Source organism: Geomonas sp. Red276, from assembly GCF_054784495.1.
This window is the reverse complement of record NZ_BLXW01000017.1, coordinates 45,206-69,293: the sequence shown is the minus strand read 5'-3', so window position 1 is coordinate 69,293 and position 24,088 is coordinate 45,206. Positions and strand designations below refer to the sequence as shown.

Annotated in this window: 19 protein-coding genes; 1 reads left to right on the top strand and 18 read right to left on the bottom strand. The window is 64.0% G+C overall.

What is annotated here, in order from left to right; genetic code table 11:
• Positions 1-26: 26 nt before the first annotated feature.
• From ACYVL5_RS13310 to ACYVL5_RS13260, 11 genes are all read right to left on the bottom strand, one after another.
• The gene (locus tag ACYVL5_RS13310) at positions 27-383 is read right to left on the bottom strand and encodes a type II toxin-antitoxin system VapC family toxin (protein ID WP_460596062.1); all 357 of its coding nucleotides are present in this window, start codon (positions 381-383) and stop codon (positions 27-29) included.
• The gene (locus tag ACYVL5_RS13305) at positions 380-574 is read right to left on the bottom strand and encodes a type II toxin-antitoxin system VapB family antitoxin (protein WP_460596061.1); all 195 of its coding nucleotides are present in this window, start codon (positions 572-574) and stop codon (positions 380-382) included. The genes ACYVL5_RS13310 and ACYVL5_RS13305 overlap by 4 nt, the downstream gene beginning before the upstream one ends.
• Before the next feature lie 165 nt (positions 575-739).
• Entirely contained in the window at positions 740-1,732 is a 993-nt protein-coding gene (locus ACYVL5_RS13300; RefSeq protein WP_460596060.1) for a tetratricopeptide repeat protein, read from the bottom strand.
• Positions 1,725-2,711: an MlaD family protein gene (locus ACYVL5_RS13295; protein WP_460596059.1), complete on the bottom strand. Its 987-nt coding sequence runs from the start codon at positions 2,709-2,711 to the stop codon at positions 1,725-1,727. Before ACYVL5_RS13295 ends, ACYVL5_RS13300 begins: the two co-directional genes overlap by 8 nt.
• Positions 2,704-3,360, bottom strand: a complete 657-nt coding sequence (locus ACYVL5_RS13290; protein ID WP_460596058.1) for an ATP-binding cassette domain-containing protein — start codon at positions 3,358-3,360, stop codon at positions 2,704-2,706. The genes ACYVL5_RS13295 and ACYVL5_RS13290 overlap by 8 nt, the downstream gene beginning before the upstream one ends.
• Positions 3,361-3,364: 4 nt before the next feature.
• Positions 3,365-4,144, bottom strand: a complete 780-nt coding sequence (locus tag ACYVL5_RS13285) for an ABC transporter permease (protein WP_460596057.1) — start codon at positions 4,142-4,144, stop codon at positions 3,365-3,367.
• 27 nt (positions 4,145-4,171) lie between these two features.
• On the bottom strand, positions 4,172-4,930 hold the full coding sequence (locus tag ACYVL5_RS13280) for a 3',5'-cyclic-nucleotide phosphodiesterase (protein ID WP_460596056.1): 759 nt from the start codon (positions 4,928-4,930) through the stop codon (positions 4,172-4,174).
• Between the two features lie 309 nt (positions 4,931-5,239).
• Positions 5,240-7,327: a CHASE2 domain-containing protein gene (locus ACYVL5_RS13275; protein ID WP_460596055.1), complete on the bottom strand. Its 2,088-nt coding sequence runs from the start codon at positions 7,325-7,327 to the stop codon at positions 5,240-5,242.
• Positions 7,324-8,370 carry a FecR domain-containing protein gene (locus ACYVL5_RS13270; protein WP_460596054.1) on the bottom strand — a complete coding sequence of 349 codons (1,047 nt, stop codon included), beginning with the start codon at positions 8,368-8,370 and terminating at the stop codon, positions 7,324-7,326. Before ACYVL5_RS13270 ends, ACYVL5_RS13275 begins: the two co-directional genes overlap by 4 nt.
• 19 nt (positions 8,371-8,389) lie before the next feature.
• The gene (locus ACYVL5_RS13265) at positions 8,390-10,690 is read right to left on the bottom strand and encodes a GNA1162 family protein (RefSeq protein ID WP_460596053.1); all 2,301 of its coding nucleotides are present in this window, start codon (positions 10,688-10,690) and stop codon (positions 8,390-8,392) included.
• Between the two features lie 119 nt (positions 10,691-10,809).
• Positions 10,810-11,691 (bottom strand): DUF4384 domain-containing protein, encoded by an 882-nt coding sequence (locus ACYVL5_RS13260; protein ID WP_460596052.1) that lies wholly within the window; start codon positions 11,689-11,691, stop codon positions 10,810-10,812.
• 204 nt (positions 11,692-11,895) lie between these two features.
• Here ACYVL5_RS13260 and ACYVL5_RS13255 point away from each other — a divergent pair, with 204 nt between their 5' ends.
• On the top strand, positions 11,896-12,369 hold the full coding sequence (locus ACYVL5_RS13255) for an OmpA family protein (RefSeq protein WP_460596051.1): 474 nt from the start codon (positions 11,896-11,898) through the stop codon (positions 12,367-12,369).
• 175 nt (positions 12,370-12,544) lie between these two features.
• On the opposite strand, the gene ACYVL5_RS13250 is transcribed toward ACYVL5_RS13255, so the two are convergent.
• The 7 genes from ACYVL5_RS13250 to ACYVL5_RS13220 all read right to left on the bottom strand — a co-directional run bounded on the left by ACYVL5_RS13250 (position 12,545) and on the right by ACYVL5_RS13220 (position 23,982).
• Positions 12,545-15,424 carry a caspase family protein gene (locus ACYVL5_RS13250; protein WP_460596050.1) on the bottom strand — a complete coding sequence of 960 codons (2,880 nt, stop codon included), beginning with the start codon at positions 15,422-15,424 and terminating at the stop codon, positions 12,545-12,547.
• A gap of 236 nt (positions 15,425-15,660) precedes the next feature.
• Positions 15,661-16,266: a hypothetical protein gene (locus ACYVL5_RS13245; protein WP_460596049.1), complete on the bottom strand. Its 606-nt coding sequence runs from the start codon at positions 16,264-16,266 to the stop codon at positions 15,661-15,663.
• Positions 16,267-16,385: 119 nt separating this feature from the next.
• Complete coding sequence (locus tag ACYVL5_RS13240; protein WP_460596048.1) at positions 16,386-17,303, bottom strand: hypothetical protein; 918 nt, start codon at positions 17,301-17,303, stop codon at positions 16,386-16,388.
• A 120-nt stretch (positions 17,304-17,423) separates the two neighbouring features.
• Positions 17,424-19,367, bottom strand: a complete 1,944-nt coding sequence (locus ACYVL5_RS13235) for a transglutaminase-like domain-containing protein (protein WP_460596047.1) — start codon at positions 19,365-19,367, stop codon at positions 17,424-17,426.
• A gap of 178 nt (positions 19,368-19,545) precedes the next feature.
• Positions 19,546-21,312, bottom strand: coding sequence for a transglutaminase domain-containing protein (locus ACYVL5_RS13230; protein WP_460596046.1), 1,767 nt, complete (start codon positions 21,310-21,312; stop codon positions 19,546-19,548).
• A 256-nt stretch (positions 21,313-21,568) separates the two neighbouring features.
• Positions 21,569-22,834, bottom strand: coding sequence for a CsgG/HfaB family protein (locus ACYVL5_RS13225; RefSeq protein ID WP_460596045.1), 1,266 nt, complete (start codon positions 22,832-22,834; stop codon positions 21,569-21,571).
• A gap of 26 nt (positions 22,835-22,860) precedes the next feature.
• A complete protein-coding gene (locus ACYVL5_RS13220; protein WP_460596044.1) occupies positions 22,861-23,982 on the bottom strand; it encodes a flagellar assembly protein T N-terminal domain-containing protein in 1,122 nt (373 codons plus the stop codon).
• Positions 23,983-24,088: the final 106 nt, after the last annotated feature.

Below are 24,088 nucleotides of genomic sequence, written 5' to 3'. Positions count from 1 at the left end.
CAGAATAAGTCGCACGAAGGCGCCCCTCAATGCACCGGCAAAAGCCTTTGCGCCACGGTGTCGAGCCGCTTGTCCAAGGTCCAAAGCGGAATCCTCGCCAACAAAGCGGCAACGAGCAGGTGCATGTCGATGTAGCCGAGACCTTTGCCCATCAGGTTTTGGAGTTCGATGAATTGAAGGACCTCGTGATCCTCGGCAGAGGATACCAGGGGGAGATCCTGCAACAACGAGAGAATGACCCCTCTGTTCTTCAAGTTGCCGCAGGCCAACTCGCCGATGATGAAGGGATGGCAGACCACCTGGCCGGCGTCCAGGAACTTTTCGAGGCCGATGGTGCCGGAGCGAAAATGTTCCACCCAGACGGAGGTATCGACAAGGATCATGCGGGGCTCCGGCGTCGGGGGATGGCGGAGAGCTCAGGCTCGGATCCTCCCAGCCCGGCCAGCCGCTTAGCACTTTCACGAGCCACCAGCGCCTCCAGGCCGAGCCTCACCAGGGCCGTCTTCTCGGAAAGGCCGGTCAGCCGGGCAGCTTTTTCCAGCAAGGCATCGTCAATGTTCAGAGTCGTTCTCATGCCCCCTCCTTTAGTGCTCGAATCATATGCATCAATATGCTACATTTATATGCATCAGTCAAGGAGCCACGCCGCACGCACACCGATGTCTCAGTAATATACCCTCGCCCCTTTAGGGGAGAGGGTGGCCGAAGGCCGGGTGAGGGCAGGTTTTAAAACAAGCCCTCAAGGGGCGGCGGGGGGTAGCTTTTTCAGCTCTTCCTCGATCTGCCGGGAGAGCTTTTCCTGGCCGGTGACGCGGTAGAGCTCGGCGAGGCGCGCCATGTCGTCGGCGGCGGCTTTCCGGTCACCACCGTTGAGACTGGCTTCCATCGAGCGGCGATAGTATCCGATGGCTGAAGCATTGTCACCCTCAACGGCGGCGGCACGCGCGATCCCACGAAGATCCGCCGCCACCTTCCTTCCCAATCCCAATGCCTTGTCGAGCCCAAGCGCCTGCCCGAACAAATCCCGCGCACTCTTCGCCTCACTCTTTGCAAGCGCGATCTCCGCCAAAAGCCTCAGCGAGTTGGCCTCCTCCTGGCTGGCCGAAACGCTTCGGTTGAGATTGCGCGCCCGTTCTGCCTCCACCCGCGCCTGATCCTGGAGCCCCTGTTTCAGGGAGATCAGCGCGGTCAGGTTGGCCATCCTCCCGGCGGCATCCCCCTTCTCGGCACCCTCGGCACGAAGAGCCCATTCCTTGGCGGGGGCAAGGTCTCCCGCGGCAAAAAGGATCTTGGCCTTCTCGAAGTAAACCTCGGAAGCGACGGGCGACGATTCGGAGAGCAGTGAAACCGCCCGGTCGATCGCCTCCCGCGCCGGGACCAGCGCACCTTTGAGCCGCTCGGTCCGGGCTATGTTGACCAGCGCCACCACCATCCCTTCGCGGTTCTCGATCGAGCTTTGCAGCCTCAGCGCCTCGCCGAACTGGGAAAGGGCATCGTCCAGGTGGCCACCGGCCTGGGCGGCGATCCCGCGCTCGGTGCACGCGACGGCGTCGAGGCGCGCCTGCGGGAGGCGCTTAAAGGAACCGCCACCGCACCCGGCAATCAGGAGAACGAGCGCAGCCAGCCCGAGGGTGAGGGGGATCTTCGAAAGGGGGGGACGGTCTGGCCGGGATCCGTGGCAGGGTACGTTCGCGGCGAGTTGAGGCAGACGTCGGAGGAGGCGGCTAGTCATGGCTGTCTCCCGGCACGAACTGCTTCTCGTTGGGCTCCGGGATCTTGCCGCTGATCGGCCAGGTACCCTTGACCGCTCTTATGACCGTGTTGGCTCCGTCGAGCGCCTCGTCCGATTTCCTCACCATGGCCGGGACCTTGGGAAGCACCTGCTCCTCGGTGTGGCGGAGGTCCTTGCTGATCGCCTCCACGTTCTTCAGGGAGCTCTCCATGTTTCCCAGCATAACCGGCAGTTTCTCGTCGACTTTCTGCAGCGAGGCGTTGGCCCGTTTGACGGTGACCGAGGTGTCATCGAGAACGGAAGAGAGCTTCGAGGAAGTCTGATCCACCGCCTTCACGGCATGGGTACTGATAGTCCCGACGCTGTCGGTGGTCTTCTCCAAAAGATGATCCGCCCTCTGCCTGGTCAGCTCCAGGTTCCCCGACAAAGTGGCGAAGTTTCGGAGAGAGCGCTTGATATCCCCGTTTGGATCATTCATGTACCCGATGATGTCCTTGACATCCATGAGGACCGGCTTGACCTTCTCAGCCAGTTCGTCGGCCAGTTCATCCAGTGCCTTGGTCTTTGCGTAGGCGAGCCGCTCCCTGTCCTTCAGTTCCGGTAGTTGGGGATTGCCGACCGACACCTCGATGACCGAGTCGCCGACCAGTCCTTCCTTGACGAGCTTGGCGGTGGAATCCTTCCGGATCCATTTCCGGTACTCGGTGTCGATCTGCAGCACGATGTCGACCTTGGCGGTCTCGTTGAGCGAGATCGACTTGACGCGGCCGATCCGGAAGCCGGAGAGCTTGACCGGCATTCCCCTCGTGAAACCGGTCCCCTTGTCGACGGTGAACATCAGCTCGTACTTCTGGGTGAAGAGGTCGTTCTCTTTCCCGATCAACACCACCACCCCGACGATGACGGCAAGAGCCACCGCAGTGAAGACGGTGATCTTTTTCTTCAGGTGCCTGAAGCGGGGGTCCTCTTGCTTAATCATGTGCCGAACTCCCTTTGACGGAGATGCGAAGGTTGATGTCCAGGTCCTTGAGGGCCGCCTCGTCGGTGGCCAGAAAGAGCGCGGTCCGCTCGGGATTGCCCTTGTTGAACCGGTTGATGGCGGCGACCAGGGAGTTTCGCTCGCTCCCGCTCAGCCCCGAAAAGATCCCCTGGTAGACGGCCAGCGGCGGGTCGGTGAGGATGGCCCGCGCCAGGCCGATCTGCCGCTTCTGATAGACCGACAGATGGGCTGGGAGCTCCATCAGGCGTCCGGTGTAACCGACCTCCTGCAGGGCGGCTGCCCCGCGTTCTTCGATATCTGCAGAGGAAAGCTTCGAGTGATACTCCAGGGGGAGCACCAGGTTTTCCCAGACCTTCAGGTTGGAGACCAGCCCGCCGCTACTCTGCACCACGGCCACTTCCCGCCTAAAAAGGTTGAGCGCCTTCTCGGAAAGCGTTGCGACCTCCTGCCCCAGCACGGTGACCGTTCCGGAATCGGGTGCGGCAAGCCCCAGCATGAGCCTCAGCAGGAGATCGCAATCCTCCTGGCGGGAGGAGATCACCGCCGCCCGGCTCCCCTTGGGGACCGAGAGGGTTACCTCCTCCAGCACCTCCCCTCCCCTCACCTGGTCGAATACGATGGCATTCATGGCGTCACCTGATGAGGAAGAAGAGCGAGATGATGCCGTCGATGATGAAGAGCAAAAAGAGGCTCTGCATGACGGCCTTGGTGGCGGCCTGCGGGATCTGCGTCACGCTCTTGCCGACCGAGAGCCCCTGGCGGCAGCAGATGGCCGCGATGAAGAGCCCGAAGAGGAGGCTTTTCAAAAGCGACAGGGCCAGCTCCCAGATGGTCAGCACGGCGAAGACCCCCTGTGAGTACTGTTCCCAGGGGACGTGCCATCCGAAGGTGGCGACCAGGAAACTCCCCAGCACCGCCCCGATCTCGAAGTAGATGGTGAGCACCACCACGGCGGTGGCGACCCCGAAGATCCTCGGGAGAATGAGGTACTTCTCCGGGGGTATCCCCAGCATTGCCAGCGACTCGATCTCTCCGCCGATCTTCATCTGGCTCAACTCCGCGGCGATGGCGGTACCGGAGCGGGCGACCACGATGATCGCGGTGAGTAGCGGCCCCAGTTCGCGGACCACGATCCAGACCAGGACCTTGCCGGTGAGCGATTCGCTCCCCGTCCCGGCGATGCTGACGATCTGGGTGATCACCACGGTCCCGATGATGAGCGCGGTGCTGAGGACGATCTTCACCGCCTCCAGGCCGGTGAAATATACCTGCCGCAGATAGACGCTGAGGACCGGGCGGGCCCCCTCGCGGACCACCAGGAAGGAGTCCCGAAACGCCTTGAGGATCATCTCGGTGAGATCGTACAGGTAGACGATCATGGTGACGAGCCCGTCCAGCAGCGCGGTCACCATCGGGACCCCTCATGGCCGGGCCGGGAATTACAGCTCATGGACGTCCCCGTCCCGCAGGATCTGGACGCCGGCCAGGCCGAGCGCCGCGAGCTGGGCGGTGATTTGGTCGTAGTACTGGGGCTTTAGGTGGGTGATCAGGACCTTCCCGGGAGGAGACGGAAGTTTCTCCAGTTCCTTCTTCAAAAGGAGCGGCGTGAGGTGGCCGGTCATCCGGGCCAGTTCCTCCAGCTCGTTCGGGAAGGAGACCTCGATTACGAGCGCCGAGAGGTGACCGGCCATCTCCCACAGGGGAGCGCATGGGCCGGTGTCCCCGGTGTAAAGGAGCGACGAACCGCCACCCTCGATGCGGTAGGCGACCGCGGGAACCGTGTGGTTCACGCGGCAGGCGGTCACCCGGTAGTCACCGACCAGGAACTCGCTGCCGGGAGCGATCTCGCGAAACCTCAGGACCGGATTTTCGGGGGTCGGTATCTTGGTGAAATCGGGCCAGATCAGCCCGTTCATGAGATGGGAGCTCAAGGCCCCCAGCGTCTCGGCGGTACCGATCACGTTGACCGGGCCGGAGAGTCCCTTGATGACGATGTTGTCGGCCAAAAGCGGGATGCCGCGGATATGGTCCAGATGGGGGTGGGTGATCAGGATGTCCTTGATCAGCCACTGGTCCTCTTCATCGAGCACGGCGCCGATAGTCCCGCCGTCCAAAAGCAGGCGCCCGTCGATCAGGAAAGCCGATGGGTTATGTCCGGGGAATTCAGCTCCCGAGCAGCCGAGTACGCGTAGTTTCACGGGGTCACCCTTGTCTATCGTTCGTTATTCTTAACCCCACCCTGCTTGCCCTCGCCCCTTCCGGGGGTGGCCGAAGGCCCATAATTCATCCCCTCCCCCCTTCGGGGGAGAGTGGCCGAAGGCCGGACAGTTATCCCCTCGCCCCCTTGGGGGAGAGGGTGGCCGAAGGCCGGGTGAGGGTAGATTTTAAAACCTCCCTCACCCCTGCCCCTCTCCCCTAAAGGGGCGAGGGAATAAGAAAAGCTGCCCCTCTCCCGGAGGGCGAGGGGATATGTGTGTGTTAGAGCGCCCTAACGGGGCGAGAGGATGTTACTTCGTTTTCGCCACGTACACGCCGTCCCACCCGGAGGCGGGAGGGGCGGCGATGAATTCGCGGCAGCGCTCCTCGTACAATGCCGAGACCCGGTCTTCCTTCCCGGCAGCCAGCTCCGCGAAGATGGCCATCGCCTCCTTGAACCGCTCGCCCCGGTAGAGGGTGAGCGCCTGGGCGTAGTTGGCGGCGAATTCCGGCTCGCCCGGAAGGAGCTCGTAGACCGCCACCGGCTCGTGCTTCCCTTTCACCCTGACCAGGTCCACTTCCCGGAAGTGGCACCCCTCACCCGCCTTAGCGCGGGTCGTCTCGCTGACCAGGATGCGGGTGCCGTAGAGCTTGTTGAGCCCCTCCAGCCGGGAGGCGAGATTGACGTTGTCGCCGATCGCGGTGTAGTCGAAGCGGATGTCGGCGCCCATGTTGCCGACGACGGCGTCGCCCGTGTTGATCCCGATGCCGATCTCGATCCGCGGCAGCCCCTGCTTGGCGAACTCCTCGTTGAGGACCTTCAGGCGATCCACCATCTTGAGCGCGGAACGGCAGGCATGGCCCGCGTGCCCTTCCACGTCGAGGGGAGCGTTGTAGATCGCCATCACCGCGTCGCCGATGAACTTGTCGAGCGTTCCCCGCTCCTCCATGACAATCTGGGTCATGGGTGAGAGGTACTGGTTGAGAAGCCGCACCAGCGCCTCAGGGGTGAGCGATTCGGACAGGGTGGTGAAGCCGCGGATGTCGGAGAAGAGGATGCTGACCTCGCGCTTTTCCCCGCCCAGCTTGAGCCGCCCCGGATCCCTGACGATCTCCTCCACGAGCTCGGGGGAGACGTAGCTTCCGAACGCCTTCTTCAGGTAGCGCCCCTTCTTCTCGATGACGAGGTTCCGATACGCCTCGGCGCCGATGTAGGTCAGCACCACCGGAGCCACCGGGAAGATGACGCTCAGGTCCAATGAGAACCGCCGGAAGAGGACGTAGTTTAATACGAAATAGAAGCCGCTGCACAGAGAAAAATAGAGTAATCCCACGATGGTGCGCGGCGTCGTGTTGAGGAGAAGAGCCAGCATGAGAGGGAGGAGGAACATGCATCCCATCTCGAGCCCCAAGGTCCTCCCGTCGCGGATCAGGAAGCGTTTCTCGAGGGTGTTGGCGGCCACGGTGCAGTGGATCTCCACCCCGGGGAGCGCCGGGTCGTACGGTGTGGCGCGCATGTCGTAGATGCCGGTCTCGGTGGCGCCGATGAAGATCAGCTTGTCCTTGAGGGCATTCGCGGAGACCTTGCCGTTGAGGACATCGGAGGCGGAGATGGTCGGGAAGGTGCCGCCGGGTCCGTAGTAATTGAGGGAGAGGCGCCCCTGCTCGTTCACCGGGAGGGGGAGATCGCCCAGCGAGACCGAGCGGACGCCGAAGCCGGCCACCTCGACGATCGGCTCCTTGTCGAGGTAGCGGCTTAGGGCGGTGAGCCCCAGGGAGGGATAGATATCGCCGTCGTAGAGAAGAAGAAGCGGCGCCTTCCGGAAGAGGCCGTCGTCGTCGGGGACCTGGTTGAAGAAACCGAAGGAGTGGGCACCGGCGCCGACGTCGGGGATGTTGGGCTCCAGGCCCGCAAACTCGGTGAGAGGGACGGAGGTGACACCCGGGTCGAGCTTGAGGAACTTGATCTTGGACGAGGCGGTCTGTTCCACCGCCCGCGGGTCGGGATGCTGCACTTCGTTTCTGAAGAAGTACCCCATCACGAGGCTGGGGGAGCTTGCCACCGCCTGCGCCAGGGCGCGATCCTGCGGCACCCCCTGCGGCTCGGAGAAGACCATGTCGAGGGCGACGACCTTGGCGCCGGCCGCCTGCAGCCTGGAGAGCAGCCGGGCGGTGATCTCACGGGACCAGGGCCAGCGGCCGATCTCCTTGACGCTCTTGTTGTCGATCGCCACCACGGCCACATCGGGAGGCGGCCTCACCGCCCCCCTCAGCCGGAAGCGGGCATCCTTGAGGCGCAGATCGACCTGTTCCACGAACGGGAACTGGGCGCGGTACAGGGAAAGGGTCGCCAGGGAGGCGACCAGCGCGATGGCAACGAAGATCAGCGCCTTCTTCATTGCCGGTCGAGCACCTTCTGGAGCGTCTCAACACTGGAGCGGTAACGGCCGTTGGGGTACTCGTCCAGGTACTGCTTGAGCCGCATCCTGGCCAGGTCTTTCTTTCCCATCTGCATGAGGGTCTCGCCGACGTTGAAAAGCGCCGTCTCCTTCTGGGGGATCTTGGGATACTCCTCGAGGACCAGCAGGAACTCGGCCAGTGCCTCCTCCGGGCGGTTCATCAGGCGGCCGTACACCGATCCGCGCTCCAGCCTGGCGTCGGCGCGGATGTCGGCCAGGGTGGTGAGGTCGAGGGCGATCTGGAAGACCTTCAGTGCCGCCTCGTTCATCCCGGAATCGGCGAGGTAGTGGCCGTGGCTGATATCCCAGCGGGCGATGATGTTGGGGAGGTTGTCGGTCGCTTCCCACTCGGCCGGGGGAAGCGACCCGGTGGAGGCCTCGAAGGCCTCCTTGGCCTTGGCGAGCGGGGTGTTCGGTTCGACCTTGACGGCGTCGGTCGGTTTTTCGCCGCGGGTGTTCTGGGTCATGGTGCCGGCGGGGAGTTTCACCCCGGAGCCCGGGGGACCGGAAACCGAAACGACCCCCTCGTTGCCGAAAAAGATGTTGGCCGGCCCCTGGCAGAGCATCAGGAACTCGGTCCCCTTCACCCCTGCCACCGCGGTGCCGCTTTTCACCTTGATATCGGTCTGCTGCCCGGCGAGCTTCATCACGCTCGCCCGCAGTTTCCCCTGGGTAAGGCCGAAGGAGCCGGTCTTCTTGGTCTTGCTCACCAGGTAGCTCTGGACTTCCAGCTCGGAGTTGTTGGCGATGGTGAAGCGGCTGTTGTCGGCCAGGGTAAGCTCGATCCAGCCGTCCTTGCCGGTCTTGATCCAGTTACCCTCGTCGATGTGCTGCCCGGTGTGGAGAGGATGATAGGAGCCGGCCGCGGCGGTCCGGTAGAGGACGGTCCCGCTCGCCTTGGTCACCTTGCCGGCCTGCGCGGCCAGGGCATGGGAGGCAGTCAGCAGGATAGAGACGAAGATAAAGAGAAGCTTTCTGATCATGGTGCCCCCAAGATGAGTGTTATTTCTGTGCTGCCGGAGCCGGGGCCGGAGCCGGAACCAGCCGTTTCAAAACGAACTTCGCCTGGCGGTCCTCAGGGGAGAGGCGGATCACCTCTTCCAGCGCCTTACGCGCCCCATCCTGGTCCCCCTTCTCGTACAGCAGCATGCCGAGCGATTTCCAAAGGAGCGGATCGTGGGAGTACTTGGAAGTCCCTTCCTTCAGCACGCTCATGGCCTTGTCCTGCTCCTGCATCTCCTGATGGCAGAGACTCAGGTAGTAGTAGGTCTCCGGGCTGGGGGAGAGTTTCAGGGTCTCCTGGAAAAGCCCGGAAGCCTTCCCGTAGTTCCTCTGCCTGAAGAAGCTGCCCGCCTCGATCAGGAACTCGGTCCCCTTGCGCTGCCGCTCCTCGGGGGTGAGCTTCTGGTAGGGATCGACCACCGGCGCCACCAGCGCGCCGCCGGGCACCCGGGCGTCGTACACCTGCGCGGCGCTCACCTGGGTGAGCTTCAAGGCGTCCGCCTGGACGGAGCCGAACCAGTTGGGACCGACCGCCAGCGGCTTGTCGGAACGGATGTTGGTCTCGTTCTCGACGAGGTTGTTGTCCCGGATCTCGCCGGAGAACCCGTCGGTGACGATGCCGTCCTTGTTCTGGGTGATCAGCGAACCGGTAACCCGGGCGGCGGTGCCGGTCAGCTTGAGACCGGTGACGTTGCCCGAGATGTTCATCCCCCTGATGTCGACCGCCGGCATCCCGCTCACCGCGAGGCCGCTCTGGCATCCCGTCACCACCCCGCCGTCGGCCTGGAGCTCGGCGTCCTTGGAGGAAACCCCGGTCACGGCGCCCTTGATGTTGAAGCGGGTCATGGCCGCCCCGCCGCCGTCCAGGGAGATCCCCGCCCATTTCCCTTCTGCGGCGGGGATGAAGAGGACGGGGGACTCTCCCCCCTTGACGACCAGGCGCCCCTGGACCAGGAGCCCGGCATCGGGGGCGAAGTAGAGCCGGCTGTCGCCGTTGATGGTGAGGGTGATCCCTTTGGGGACCGTGACCGAAGCGGTAACACGGTAGGAGCCCTCCAGCACGGTGTCACCGTTGAGGACGCCGGAAAGCTGCTGCGGCTCCCCGATCCTCCCCCCGCGCACGCCGTCGCCCGGCTCCGCCTGGTTGCCGACCCGGTCAAACGATGCGACGCGGTAGTAGTAGCTCTTCCCGGCTTCCGCCTTGCCGTCGACGAAGGAGGGAACCTCGACCACGCCGAGCTCCTGGTAACCGGAGAGCGGAGAATCGCTCCGCAGCACCCGGTACCCCTTGAGATCGGGAACGTTTTTCAGCGGCTCCCAGTTCAGTTCCACGCGGTCGGCGTACCCCTTGACCTTCACCGAGGCGACCGGCGGAGGGGGAGTGGTGTCGATGGCGACATACCCGCCGGGGTCGACCCAGGTCGTGTCGTAGCCGCCGGGACGGCTCAGGGTGACGGTGATCGGCATGTCGCTCGTGGTGTCGCCGGGAAGGACGGCATATTCGCCGCTGTAGATCCCCGGCTTCACCTCTTTCATCGGGATCCCCTTCTTGAAGGAGCCGATGTCGAAGCTTCCCACCAGGCCCGGTTCCCCTTCCAGGCCGACGTGGATCACCTTGCGGGGCCCGAACGGCCCGTCGGCCGCGTTGGTCAGCACCTCCTTGACCCGCGGACGGCCGTCCTGGGCGAGGCTCTGGGGAGCGGGGATCTTCTCCATGAACTTGTAGCAGAGCTCGTTCACCATCCGGACCTTCTGGATCTCGCGCAGATTCATGGCGGTGGAGACCGCGGTGACCACGATGGAAAGGGGCGAGGTGGGAATGCCCCCCTCGTGGTAGCGGACCGACTCCCTGAAGCGGAAGACCTCCTTGCCGGTGCGGGCATTGACCAGCCAGACCTCCGCCTCGACGCCGAATTGCGAATAGACGCCGGCCCAGACCCGGTTGTAGTCGGTGACCTTTCCGTAGAGGAGCCCGTCGGCACCGAGTGCCGCGGAGAGCTCCGCCGGGGTCGCCTGGTCGGGCTTTTTACCGGTGGTCTTTTCCATGAGGACGAGTTTCTCGTCCACCACCGGCAATTTCACATCGAGGTATGCCTTGGAGGAGAAGTGGTTGGCGAAGTTGCGGCGGACGATGGCGTCGATCCCGGGCTCCTGGGTGGCGTTGGAGAAGGGAAGGATCGCCACCTGGCGCGGCAGCTCATCGTCCTTCAACTGGAGCTTTCCGGTGTGCTGCTCCATCTTCAGGGTGGGGGCGCAGGCGGCAAGGAACAGGGTAACTACGAGCAACAAGACTTTTTTCATGGAGCGTCCTCGGATTCTGCGTCAATGGCGTAAGGCCTGCGGCGGTGCGGTTCGTCACCCCGGACGGACAGCTGGCCGGCATTCTACAGCCTCATCGCCTCTGCTGTAAAACAAGTTATTTACTGTTTCCCGTCCGCCTTCTTGCAGGTGGTCAGCTCGGCCGCCGACTCGGCGAACTCGGCCGCCACCGGCTTTTTCCGGTCGCCCGCAACGAGCTTGATCCCCCGGGTGGCCACGGGGATGTTGGCGGGCTTGGAGCGTACTTCGTAGACCGCGTCGGCCTCCGTCACTTCGAGGTCCCCAAGCGGTGCGGTACTCGCGTAAAGGGTGATCTTCTCCTTGCCGAACGGGGCACAGGTCTCCATGTTGAAACGGTCCTCGCCGCCGGGAAGCTCGTAGACCACGCCGCCGTTGAAGTAGTTCAACTTGCGGTAAGGATTGGGGAGCAGCTGGACATGGCCGCCGTCGGCCTGGCTGTACACCACCCGGCCGTGGAAGGGCTTGTTCCCCTTCACGAAGATGCGGATCGGTTCCGTCTCGGAATACTTTGGACGGTCGGTCCAGATCTTCACGTTGAGCGGTGCGGACGGGTCGCTCTCAAGCGCCTCGGATCCCTTTTTGGCCAGGGCCGCCATTGCCTTTTCGTCGGGAACCACCTCCACCTTGAGCTTCACCCGGTAGCACTCCCCCAGGCTCGCGTCCTTGTACCACTCCCTCATGAGCTCCTGGAGCACCTTCACCTGCGCGTTGGCGTAAGCGGCAAGGAGATCCTTCTCCAGCATGGCGTCCTTCACCTTGGTTTCCGACTCGATGTAGGTGGCGGCGGATTCGGTTGCCTTGCGCTTTCCGTCCTGGTAGGCGCCGCTCTCCGTCTGCTTGCGGGACTTGTCGTCCCCCATGCAGGAGTACCCCTCGGTCTCGATGATGACCGACTGGGCGGCGCGGGCGACGGCCGGGAGGAGAAGGGTGACACAGATCAGGGTGAGCAGGAGACGTTTCATGAGCACCTCAAGGTTGATGCCCCATCGCCATCCGACCCCAAACGGTGGGCGGACGGCATCCCCACCCGGTGAAGGGAGGGAACGGGGAGTGTGGTTACCTAAGAACTGTCCTTTAGAGACGGACGAGCGGGCGTTTTTCCGCGCGTGGGGAATAAGAGCGGTGTCCGTCCAAGCTAATGAAAACATCGGTTACGGGAGGAAGCCATGTTTAGGGATCACGGAGTTCGTAACGCAGCCCAGGTCGCGGTTCTTTCCGAACGGATGGTGGAAGCCTTCTCCCGGGCGGGAGCCAGGGCTACCGCCGTTTTGCACGGGATGTTTCCGTCCAGGAGGGGAACCAGGGAATTTCCTCCCCTTCCCCCGATGGAAACCGTCCATTTCCCGACCGGCGCCCTCGCCATCACCGAGGAGGCCCGTGACATCGTGGCCCGCAATGTCCAGCTATTGCGGGAGGACCCCCATCTCAAGGTGATCCTGATCGGCCACAGCGACGACCGCGGGTCGGAGGAGCGGTGCCTGGCTCTGGGCGAAAGTTTCGCCCTCGAAGTCCACGACCATCTCATCTCACTGGGGATCGCCCCCTGCCGGGTCGCCTACGTATCCCGCGGCAAGGAGGAACCGATCACCCACGGCCGCGACCCGAAGAACCGGCGGGTGGAGTTCAGGCCGGTCCGCTGACGACGGCCAGGACAGGACTCGATGCGGCCCCCATCCCCCCCCCCTGCCCTCCCCTTGACGACTCCCCCCTTGCATAGTCATCCCCTCTCCCTCCGGGAGAGGGTGGCCAAAGGCCGGGTGAGGGTAGATTCTAGAACCTCCGGATAGGGTCGCGAGGATGGGGTAGTTAAACAGCTTACCGTTTGACCGCCAGCGTGAAGTCCGGGATGGTCCTCGGCTTCGCGGTGGTGGGGGTCTGTTTCCCGTCGGTCAATTCCTGCACCCTTTCCGAAATCCAGAGATCGAGGCTCGTCACCGAGATCTTCCCTTTCCCCGTGTAATCCGCCTTTCCCTTCACACCCTCGACCAGCGCCTTGGTGAAGGCGCCATTTCCCCACGACTCGTCCTCCAGCGAATACTGCCGCCCCGTGGAAGAGGCGAACACCACCACCCCGTTCTCGGCGCTGGAGAGTTCGTTCACCACCGCGCTCACGTCGCTGGTCGCGCTACGCCCTCCCATCACGTCACCGGAGTGACAGGTGTCGACGAACAGCACCGCCTTGCCGGGAAGCGACATGAGCGTGTTGCGGATCTCGGTGAAGACCACCCCGGTCTGGGCGAGCTTTTTCGGGTCCCCGTTGACCGGGAGGAAGTAGTAGCCGCCGCTTGGCTCGGTGATGCCGTGGCCGGAAAGAAAGACCACCGCCACGTCCCGTTCGCCGGCCTCGCGGCGAAGCCATTTCAGCCCGTCCAGGATGACATCCCGGGTCGCCCCGGCATCGGTCATGACCTTGGTGTTGACCTCTCCGTACAGCCCCCCCTTCTGCCCCTGCATCAGCGCGGCGAAATCCTGCGCGTCCTTGGAGGCGAAGTTGAGGGTCAGCTCCTTGTCGGGATAGGCCCCGACGCCGATGGAAAGAATGAACAGCCGCGGAAGAAACGATATCTGCTCCACGGGAGCCTCAGGCGCCTTTGTGCGGACGACCTTGACGGTGGCGGGTTCGCTGGCGGCGTAGCGGTTCTCGGCGATGACGGTGATCTCGCTCTCCCCTTCCGGGACGCTCACCGACGCCTCGCGGAGGTCGCCGGCCTGGGCGCTCTTCTCACGGGAGGTGACCGGCCGGCCGTTGACCAGGAACTTGATCCCGGTGACCTTTTCGCCGGAGGGAGAACGAAGGGCGAAGGAAACGGTGGCCTCGCCTCCTTCCACCTGGATTCCGTCGGCAGGGCCGGTGACGGTGACGATGGGAGGAAGCAGGGTCCTGAGCGAAGCGGGTGCCGGCGAACGTCCGGCGGCCAGATCGGCCACCTTGATCGCCCTCCTCTCGTCGGCCATCTCGAGGACGCGGGCGATGACATCAGGACGGCAATATACCGAGCGGAAACGGGCCAGCGGGAAGAAGTCGGCCGCTGCCTCCCCGCCGTTGTTGAGGTGCCAGCCCGCCAGCTCCTCTCCACCGATGGAGGCCTGGTAATAGCCGGAGGGGGTCCAGAGGACCCAGCGTTTGCGGTCGGCGTGCGGGAAGAAGGCGAGAAGTTCGGCGCCGTCGGCGAGGCGGAACCACCGGATGGTGCCGTCGGCAAAGGCTGCGACCGCCACCATCCCGTTGCCGGCCACGTTCACGCCCCAGGTGTTGCCGGGGGCGGCGATGCGCCACATTTCCCGGCCGCCGTTGTTGAAGCAGCGTAGATTCCAGTCGGTGCCCAGCAACAGGCGGGAGCCGTCAGGCGAGATGGCGAGGCTGCGGACCGCCTCGTGCTCTTCCAGCGGCAACCGGACACCATGCACAGCCAGGAAGCCGTCGGGAGTCCGGGAGAGGCCGAAACGCTGGGCCGCGGTATTGGGCTCCTTCAGGCCGGCTTTGGCCTCCCGTCCCGAGAAGCTGCGATCGAGCACGGAGAAGGCGGCGGAGGCAGCGGGACCGGAACCGTAGGAAAAGCCGACCGTGGAGCCATCAGCCGAGACCAGAAGCGGGCTGTCTCGGAAACTGACGGTACCGGAGCCCAGCCGGATGGCAAGGGCGCCGTCGACACCGGCGATTCCCACTTCGGGACTGACGGAGGCAAAGGCAAGGCGCCCACCCGGAAGGGTGAGCAGTTGCATGACGTCACCCTCCGCCAGCGGAAAGTCGCGGTAAAGCCCCTGTCCTCCCTGCTCCCAGCGACGCACCAGGTATTTCCCGTCTCCCCGGTGGCTGCCGGCGGCGAAGAGGTAGGCCCCGTCCGCCGACCAGGCGACGCTGAAAAGGGTCCCCCCGTCGGCGCCGCCCGGTGCAATGTAGAGCGGCGAGAGGTCCTTGCCGGAGAGGACGGCAACTTTACGGGCGTCGTCGCACCCCACCGCTATGCGGGCGCCGTCTGCCGAGAAGGCGACGGCATAGGGGCGTTCCCCGTTGGGAGAGCGCTCCTTGGCGATCAATTTGAAGTTGGCATCGTACAACCGGACGAAGCCGTCCCAGGAGGCGGTGACCAGCCTGCCGGCGGCATCGAAATCGAGAGCGTAGCAGTCGTTGCCGTACTCGGAGTCGATACCGGCGAGTTTGGAGTCGGAGGCCCTCATGAGGTAAACCCCTTTCCCGGCCCCGAGGCCGACTGCCAGGGATTTCCCGTCACGGGACCAGGCAAGCGACTGGATCACGTTGGGGAAGCCGTCCACCTTCTTCAAGAGTTTCCCCGAAGCGCGGTCGAAGAAGTGGAGAGAAGCGAAGCGGTTGATGTCCCATCCGGTCCAACCGCCGCAGACCACGGTAGAGCCATCGGGGGAGATGGCGACCGCGAAGATTTTTCCCTCGTTACCGGCGCCGATGGGAGGACGCAGCACCCGCGAGGGGAGCAGGGCCATAACCGCCGCCCCCTTTGCCTGGTCGGTCAGTTCCCAGACCCGCACGGTCTTGTCGTCCGATGCCGAGACCAGCCAGCGACCGGCGGCATCCACCGCGATCTTCTTGATCATGGCCGTATGCATCCCGGTCTCGACCCGAAGGATCGGCTCCTGGGAGAGCCCGGCCAAGGCCAGCTGAGGGAACAATTGCACCAGGGCCGCGACGGCAAGCCCGAAAATCCATTTTATGTTCATCGGTTTGACCCTTCCTGATCAGTGCAGCCTCGCCTCTTCAGAGGGAGACGTTGGCCGAAGGCCATAAGAGTTATACCCTCGCCCCCCCTGGGGGAGAGGGTGGCCGGAGGCCGGGTGAGAGAAGATTTTAGAAACTCCCTCACCCCTGCCCCTCTCCCGGAGGGCGAGGGGATATGGATTGTCTGCCCCTTTCTCCAAAGCAGCCGAGGAGATTGGGGGGGGCATGCCCCTTACCCCTACCGGGCCAAGGGAGCATGGTAACCTACCGCGACGGTGCAGATATTTTCTTCCCTGGAGTAGCTGACCTCCTCGACCTCCACCACCCGGCAACTTTTGGGCAGCATGCCCAAGTCGAGAACGGCCCCCCCCTGACCATCCATCACCCCGAGCCTCGTCCTGATTTCCGGCCCATCTTCTCCCGGAACATCGCCCGGCACCCGAAGCACCATGCGATCCTCCCGGTCCATGCCATCGACCACCAGCGACTCACGCTCCACCGTCAGTCCGGAAGGGAACTTCGCCGACGAGGTCATCCGCACCCGGTCGGTAGCCATCATGCCGTCGCTGATGACGGTTGAGCCGGAAAATGCCATGCCCCTGAGCCTTCGTCCCACTCCTTCCACCGCCGCGACCAAAGCGACCGTGCACGCCTCGCGGCGACGGGTCTCCGGATCGGAAGAAAGAGAGCTCCCACGCCCGACGGCCACGACATGAGCGGCCGGAACCCGGGGAGCCGCCGCCTCGCTGCGGAACGGCCAGGCGATCTCCGTGTCGGCCGCGGACAAACCAGGGCATGCCAGCAACGGCAAGGCCAGTATGGCGAAGACAATTCTCCGGCTCACTTGGCAACTCCTCGATGTGGACTCTCTGCCTATCCCCGCCTCTACCGACTCCACCGCTCCCCCACCTTAACCGATGCCCCTCCCCTTCAAGTGGAAGCAGGGGTGAGGATGGGGTTCTATCATCTCCCGTCAAAAACGAAGGCAACCCTCCCCTCCGCAAAAATATGGAAAGCTCGATCAGCCGCCACAACAGCCGCGGCATCGGCATCACCTATCCTGACATCGGCGCCGCGGGAGCCAGCGAGTCCCTTCACGATGAGCGGATTCCGGACCCCGCGCTTCGCGAGAAGACTCCTCGCCTGCCCCTGGCTCGTCGCCAGCACGCCCCCCGTTTGAGCGTAGCGCTCGGGCGACAGGGAGAGGGGAGTGTAGACCGTCTCGCCGGCGGATGTGAACAGCCGGTTGAAGAGCGCCGGTTGGACGTGGAAGGCGCTGACGTCGACGATGACGCCATCGTAGGATGAGCCGCCTATCGGCGCGGAAGGCCGGTAGGGAAGATCCCCCTCCACCATCCTTTTCAGTTTCGGGCTCCCGGCCACCGTCTGGTAAACCTCGGCCAGCATCCCGTCGTCTCCTGCGAGTTCGCCGTGCAGGACCGCCACCCCGATGTCGGTCTCGGGAGAGTAGGCGAAGGTCACCGGGCGTACCATGGGCAGCAACCGGTTGAGGCATCTGCGAGCCGCCTCGTTCTCCTTGGCGATGTCGCCCAGGCGGGCGTTGCCGGCGAAGGGGATCTCGGAGAGGAATTCAGCCACGCTCCGGTACCCCATGACCTCGGCGGCGCGCTCGGTGGTCACCCGGCGCTGTCCGGCCGAGGTGAATGCCGGATTGCCGGCGGCCTCTCCGTACCAGGCAGACTTGCCGCGGAAGAACGCAATGAGGTCGGCGTTGGTTACCCCGTTATAGCCGGCCAGCACGAGTTGGCGCGACTGAAGCCAGCGGCTGATCTCTCCGTACGGCGGGCCTTGACGGAGCTGGACCGCCCAGGCCGGGGCCGCCAGAAGGAGGAATAGTAACAGCCATCTCAGGTATCTCATTGCGGCCTCCTGCAACTCCTTAAAACCACCCTCACCCGGCCTTCGGCCACCCTCTCCCCTAAAGGGGCGAGGGTATAACTTTTAGGGCCTGTATCCCCAGAGGGGCAGGTTACAGGACATCTACTTAGCGACCTCCTTGGCGGAGATCTTGAAAACGAAGTCGTAGGTGAGGATGTCTTCCCACTGCCATCCCTGGGCGGTTGAACGGGTGTCGTCCGGGCCGCCGTAGGGCTTGCCGAGGGAGTAGTACCAGTTCACGACCGCCTCGCCGGAACGGCGGACGACAATCCAGTACTTGCCGGGTTTCAAAGGCCCGCTCTCGGCCGGCAGCGAGAAATCGACCCACTGGTAGCCTGGCTGCTTGCCTACTTTGTCGAGGAAAAGCGGATGGGAGCGCACTCCCTTGGCGTGGGCAGGCTTTCCCTGGTCATCCGCCAGGATGTCCACGTAAACGCTGCCGTCGCCCCCGAACCTCTTCATCGCCAGGGAAACCTTCTCGACCTTGATCGGGCGGTCGATCTTGAAGGCTTGCGCATACACACCCACGGAAGAGGTAACGTATTCGGCGGTTTCCTGGGAGAAGGCCGCCTCTCCGCCGGTCTCGGTTTCGACGAAGGTGCTTGCCTGCTGCGGCAAGGCTATGTTGCCGAATACGACCACACCGTCTTTACCCGCCGGCGGCAGCGTTGCGGTAAGGGCCCTGGTTTTTTCCGGTGCCGGTGCCGGGGTCGTCAATTGCTGCGGTGCGACCGGCTGCGGTACGACCGGCTGAGGTGCGACCGGCTGCGGTACGGGCAGCGGTGCAACTGGCTGCGCCGGTACGGGCAGCGTCGCTACCGGTTGCGGGGAGGCCTGTACCGGAGCCGGAGTCGGTATCGCCGGTTGGGCGGCGGGTTGCTGCGGAGTCGGCTGCACGGAGTGAGGTTGCGGTGCGGCGGCAGGGCTCTTCTGAACGATCTCCGCCTGGGGTTCAGCTGCGCCCTCGGCACGTACCTCGGCGGTCATGGTCCGGGCGGGACCTCCGGCATCGCTGACGCCGACAATCTCACTACTCGCCAGGTATCCGCGCGGCTCGGTCCCCTCCCCTTTCAGGCTGAGTTGGACAAGATCTTTCTCCATCTTACTGGTGATGGCGGACTGGTAACGGGGTAGCACCGGAGAGGAATGCCAGGCCGCACCGATTCCGGAGGCATCCAGGCCATGGGCGTACTTTATGTGGCGGCTCGAGGTGAAAAGCTTGGACTGCAGCGGATCATAGGGAAGCCAGCCTAGATCCGGATAGTAGACCTCGATCCAGGAATGGAGCCCCTCCCCCATGGCCTGCACGAGCGATGATCCGCGGCCATCGAGCGGAATCTTCCACTTGTTCTTGAGGGTGTAGCCGACCACGACGCGGGAAGGAATCCCCGCCGCACGCAGGAGTGCGCAGGAGAGATGGGCGTAATTCTGGCAATTGCCGTTCCCGGTCGAGAGGGCGTAGAGGGCATCGAAGGATTTGGGCTGCGGGAGATAGCGGGTGTTGTTGGCCACGAAGTTGAGAAGGGAGTCGACCGCACCCGATTCGGTGGTTATCCCCTCCGTCAGCCGGGAGGCCTTGGAAACGATTTCGCCGCTGCCGCTTTCCACCAGCCTGGTCGGCTTCAGGTAGAGACGGGCCTCCTCGCTTACCTGCTGAAGAGGAAAAGGTGCTTTCGAGCTCAAGGGATCGAGGACGGCGTCGATGGCAGTTTTGAAGACGATGGTGGCGCGGCAGTCATGCCCGACGTTGCGCCAGGTGACCACCTTGAAGTGGTTGCCGAAGGTGTCGTCCTCCTCTTTTACCGACTCGGGCTGGGGTTCGAATTTCGCCTGGAGCGTGCCGACCCGCTGCGCCACACTGGCGGTCTGGACCTTGGCCGGAACCGGGAAACGATAGACGAGTTCAGAGAGGTCGGTGTCGATGCCGAAAACGATCTGCTGGGTGAGGGTGACCTCGCTGGAGAGACGGCCGGAAACGACAAGGGTCCGAGCTTCCGAGATCACGGGAGCCAGCAGCAAGATTCCAACGATCATCCGCTTGATCACAGGGTCCTCCGGTCATTGCAGGCACATCAAAGTATCAAAGTTCTCGCCCTTACCACCAAGCCTTCTACCATCACCCGGCCTTCGGCCACCCTCTCCCCTATCCAATCTTCCCTCGCCCCCATCGGGGGAGAGGGCCAGGGTGAGGGGGCGGTTTAAGGGGCGAAGGTATAACTATCGGTTACTGGCGGACTACCCGGCCGGCGACTTTGAAGACGAAGTCGTAGGTCAGGATGTCTTCCCACTGCCAGCCCCGTACGGTGGAACGGGTGTCGTCGGGGCCGCCGTACGGTTTGCCGGGGGTGTAGTACCAGTTCATGATCGCCTCCCCGGAGCGGCGGAGCACCATCCAGTATTTTCCCGGCGGGAACGGATCGCTGTCGGCCGGAATGGTGAAGTCGAGCCAGCCGTACCCGGGGGTCTTCCTCACGTTTTCCAGGTAGACGGGCTTGGAGCGCACCCCGTTGACCAGCCCCGGCTTCCCGCCGTCGTCAGCCACGATGTCGAGGTAGACGGTCCCGTCGCCTCCGAACTTCTTCATCGCCAGGGAGACCTTCTCGATCCGCAAGGGGCGGTCCAGCACGAAGGCCTGGGCGTAGACCCCGGTGGAGGTCACGTACTCGGCGGTTTCACGCTCGAGCGAAGCCTCGCCGTGATCGCCGCTGTTCGTGTAGAAGGACAGGTTGGTCGGGAAACGGGTATTGCCGAAGACGACCATCCCGTTTCTGTCCGGCTTGATCGGCGGCGGTCCTAACGGTCTCCTCGGCTTCACCACGTGCCGGGGCGGCTCCGGAACCGGCTCCGGCTTCTTCACTACCTTTTTCGGTTCGGGCACCGGCTCGGGCCGGGGAACCGGGACCGGCTCGTGAACGGTTACCGGGGGGGGCACCGGGATCACCTCCGGGGCCGCGGCGATCATCTCGTTACTGGTGATGTACCCGCGCGGGTCGCTCCCGGAGCCCTTAAGGGTCAGATCCACCACGTCCTTGCTGAAGCTCGAGGAGATGAGCGCGCTGTAGCGGGGAAGCACCGGAGAGGAGCGCCAGGAGGTCCCGATCCCTGCCGCTTCCGGGCCGTGGGCGTACTTGATGTGCCGGGTGGAAGTGAACTGCTTGGACTGCTGCGGGTCGTAGGGAAGCCAGCCCAGGCCCGGGTAGTAGATCTCGACCCAGGCATGGAGCCCCTCCCCCATCCCCTGCACGAGCGACGAGCCGCGATCGTCCAGCGGGATCTTCCACTTGTCCTTCAGGGTGAGCCCGACCGCCACCCGGGCCGGGATCCCGGAGGCGCGCAAAAGGGCGCAGGAGAGATGGGCGAAGTTCTGGCAGTTGCCGGTGCCGGTACGGAGCCCGAAGAGGGCATCGTAGGATTTCGGCGGAGTCTCGTAACGGATCTGGTCCGCCACGAAGTTGAGGATCGCCTCCACCGCGGCCGACTCGGTGGTGGCCCCGGCGGTCAGCTCGGCGGCCTTGGCGACGATCTCCGGATCGGCGCTTTGCACCAGTTTGGAAGGCTTGAGATAGAACGCGGCCTCCTCGGGGATCCCACGCATAGGGAAGCCGGACCTCGTGGAGAGCGGATCGAGCACGGCGTCGATGTCGGTGGTGAAGACGATGGTGGCCCGGGCGTCCCCGGATAGCTTTTTCCAGACCACCACCTTGTAGCTGTTCCCGTACTGGTCGGTTTCGTCGGCGACGCTGTCCGGTTCGGGATCGAAGGAGATGCGGTGATCGATCATCCGCTGGGAGAGGCTCGGCACCCCGACCCGTGCGGGAAGCGGGAACCGGTAGGTGAGCTCGGATATCTTCTGGTCGACTCCGAAGGTGATCATCTGGGTGACGGTCACCTCGCTGGACAGCCGCCCGGCCACCACCAGCGTCTTGGCCTGCGCCAGCGCCGGGAAGAGCAGGAAAATGAGTACCGCCATGCTTCGGACCGCTTTGATCACCGTACCCCCCTCACTTCGGATAAGCCCCACCCTCCCCCCCGCCCCTCTCCCGGAGGGCGAGGGGATGTTGATACCTGCCCCTTGTATGCCCATCCCCTCTCCCTCCGGGAGAGGGTGGCCGAAGGCCGGGTGAGGGTGATTCTCGCCAAACCTGAATAGCCCCGTAGGGTGGGCACCCCGTGCCCACGCGAGACCGAAAGAGAACGGTGGGCAGAGGGCTGCCCACCCTACGTTCTACCAATTGTTCCGGGGGAAATTAAAATCCGCCGCCGAAGGTGCCGAAGCTGCCGCTGGAGCCGCCCCCGGAGTTCCCACCGCGGTACCCGCCACCGGGGCCGCCGATCGGCGCCCGCTCCACGAGAAGCCCGGGCCTAAGCAGGCCGAAATAGCGCGGCTCGCTTCTCACCGAGCACCAGGCGCGGTCCCCCTGGATCTGGTCGGAGACCACCAGCTCGACCGGTATCCTCTGCTGGTCGCAGACCGTCTTGCCGGTCAACGGATCCATGATCTCCTCGAACGCGTACGCATAGAGGGCGTGGCCCGGCTGGAGCTTCTGGTTCTGCCCGAGGCTCACCAGCGCGATCTTCTCGCCCCCCTCGGGGCTCGTCTTGGTCTGGATCACGTACCCCTTGACGGTGAAGAACTTGGAGAAGTCCGCCTGAACCCCGACGAGGCTGCCGCTGACCGCCTTCTTGATCGAGCCGATCAACTGGTCGTAGGTGGGATACGGCATCCTCCCGACGATCTGCTTGCCGACCGCCTTCTTGGAGAGCACGATCTCCCCGGTCTGGACGTCGAGCATGCGGACGTTCACCTCGGTCTCGACCCGCCATCCCTCGGTCTGCTCCATGGCGGTCTTCACCAGGGCGTTGAGGAGGTTATTGTCTCGCCCGGAGGCGTCCTTAAGCCTTTGCAGCGACAGGTAGGAGAGGTTCACGTTGTCGATCGAGCCGGTCATCATGTACCGAACGCCGGTGAGCTTGCCGAGCTGGACCAGGTCCTTGTCCTCGACGAGGCCCGACTGCTGGAGCTTCTGCTCGTCGAGCACCTTCTTCAGATCGGCCCTGGAGTAGAGTTTCAATCCTCCCAGGTTGGAGAGGACGTCGGATATCCCGTCCCCCACGCTCTCGGAGAGGTTCGCGTTGATGTCGCGCTGGATGGTGGTGGCCTCGGCCTGGAAACGGGTCCGTTCGCTGGTTCCCCAGACCACGCCCCCACCGCGGCGCCCGTAGGAGGCTGCCGCGGCGCCGGCCGAATCCTGCTGGACGTTGCCGGCCACCTGCGCCTGGACGGTCTTCGCGTAATCGAAGGTGGTGAAGTTCGATATCTCCGCCACCGCCACCTTGGGGATGGCGCTCTCGTAGGAGGGGCGGCAGACTTCCGGGATGTTCAGACGCTCCTGGCGGTCGGTGATAAAGGCGGCCGGATCGACCCGGGCGGCGGTGGCGGCCGGTACGCAGCCGAGTATCCCCCCCTGCAAAAGCAGCAGCGCCGCAGCGGTCGCGACCTTCCATGCTTTCATGATCCCTCCTGAAACGGGTTGAAATGCTACTTACGGTACTCGACGGTAACCGTCGCCGGGGTGAAGCCGATCAGCCGGAAGTTCTCCTTCTGCCTGATGCTGTTGGCGAGATAGATGCTGTTCTCGGGATAGCCGACGGTGAACTCGCCCAAGCCCCGCTCGTCGACGGCGGTCACCCAGGAGAGCCCCTGCAGGACCTCCTTGACGGCGAAGTTGTCGCTCAGCTCCTTCACCCCCTGGACCTTGACCAGCACCTTGCGGGTGGAGGCCTTCAGGTGGGCCGCCACTTTTTCGACCAGCAACGGGGTGACCTTGCCCGCCACATCCTTCAGGCTTTCGGAGGCGGCGTCCGCGACGTTACCGGCGAGCCCCTTCCCCTGCTCCGAACCGGCGGCCAGGATGACCAGTTGACCGGTGGAGTCCTTGCTGATCAGGCGGTAGGTGAAGCGGGCGGTGACGTTGTTGAACGGCATGGAAAGCCCGTAGCCGATGTCCTCACCCCGCTTGGTGCTGACCGTGTAGTCGACCTTGCCGACCAGCATCACGTTGGTGAGGAACTTGTACATGAGGCCCCGCAGGCCGAGGAGGTTCCCCCCGCGGATGGCGCTTTCCACCGCCTTGTCGTTCAAGGCCTGGGCAGCCGCGGCATCGGCGACCGTGAAGCCTCGCTCGACCAGCTTGTCGATCAGGGTCTGGGAGAGGATGTTCGTTTCCTGGTAACCGGAAGCGTTGCCGGTGGGATCCTTGGCGAGCACGAAGACCGAGACCGCGTTGTTGAGCGCGAGCCCCGCCACCGCATCCTTGGCCTTGGCAGGCTCCACGCAGGCCTTGATGGCGACCTTCATGGTGTCTTCCTGCTGCTTGGCCGAAAGGATCTTGAAGTTCTTCACGCTCCCGTTGACCTGCTTGCTGATGGACTCGTCGACCATCATAAGGTTCTGCACCACGCTTTGAGCCTTGACGTCCACTCCGACCGCCTCCTCGATGGCGTTCCATTTGGCGCGGTTGATGGCCTCGGCCTTGGCGGAAGGGATGTCCCCGTTGACGATGGCCGCCTCGCCTTCCGAGTCCAGGCAGTTGGATTCGGCGCCGGCGGTTACCGGCAGCAGGGTGACGAGCAGCAGAAGTAACAGCGAGAGGTAACGCATGGTGTTCTCCGTGGCGATTGATCTCGTGCCCGAAAAACGGGCTCGTTAGAAACGGGAAAAGAGGAGACCGGGCCGGATGTGAAGCCTGATCTCCTCTTGGGATCCA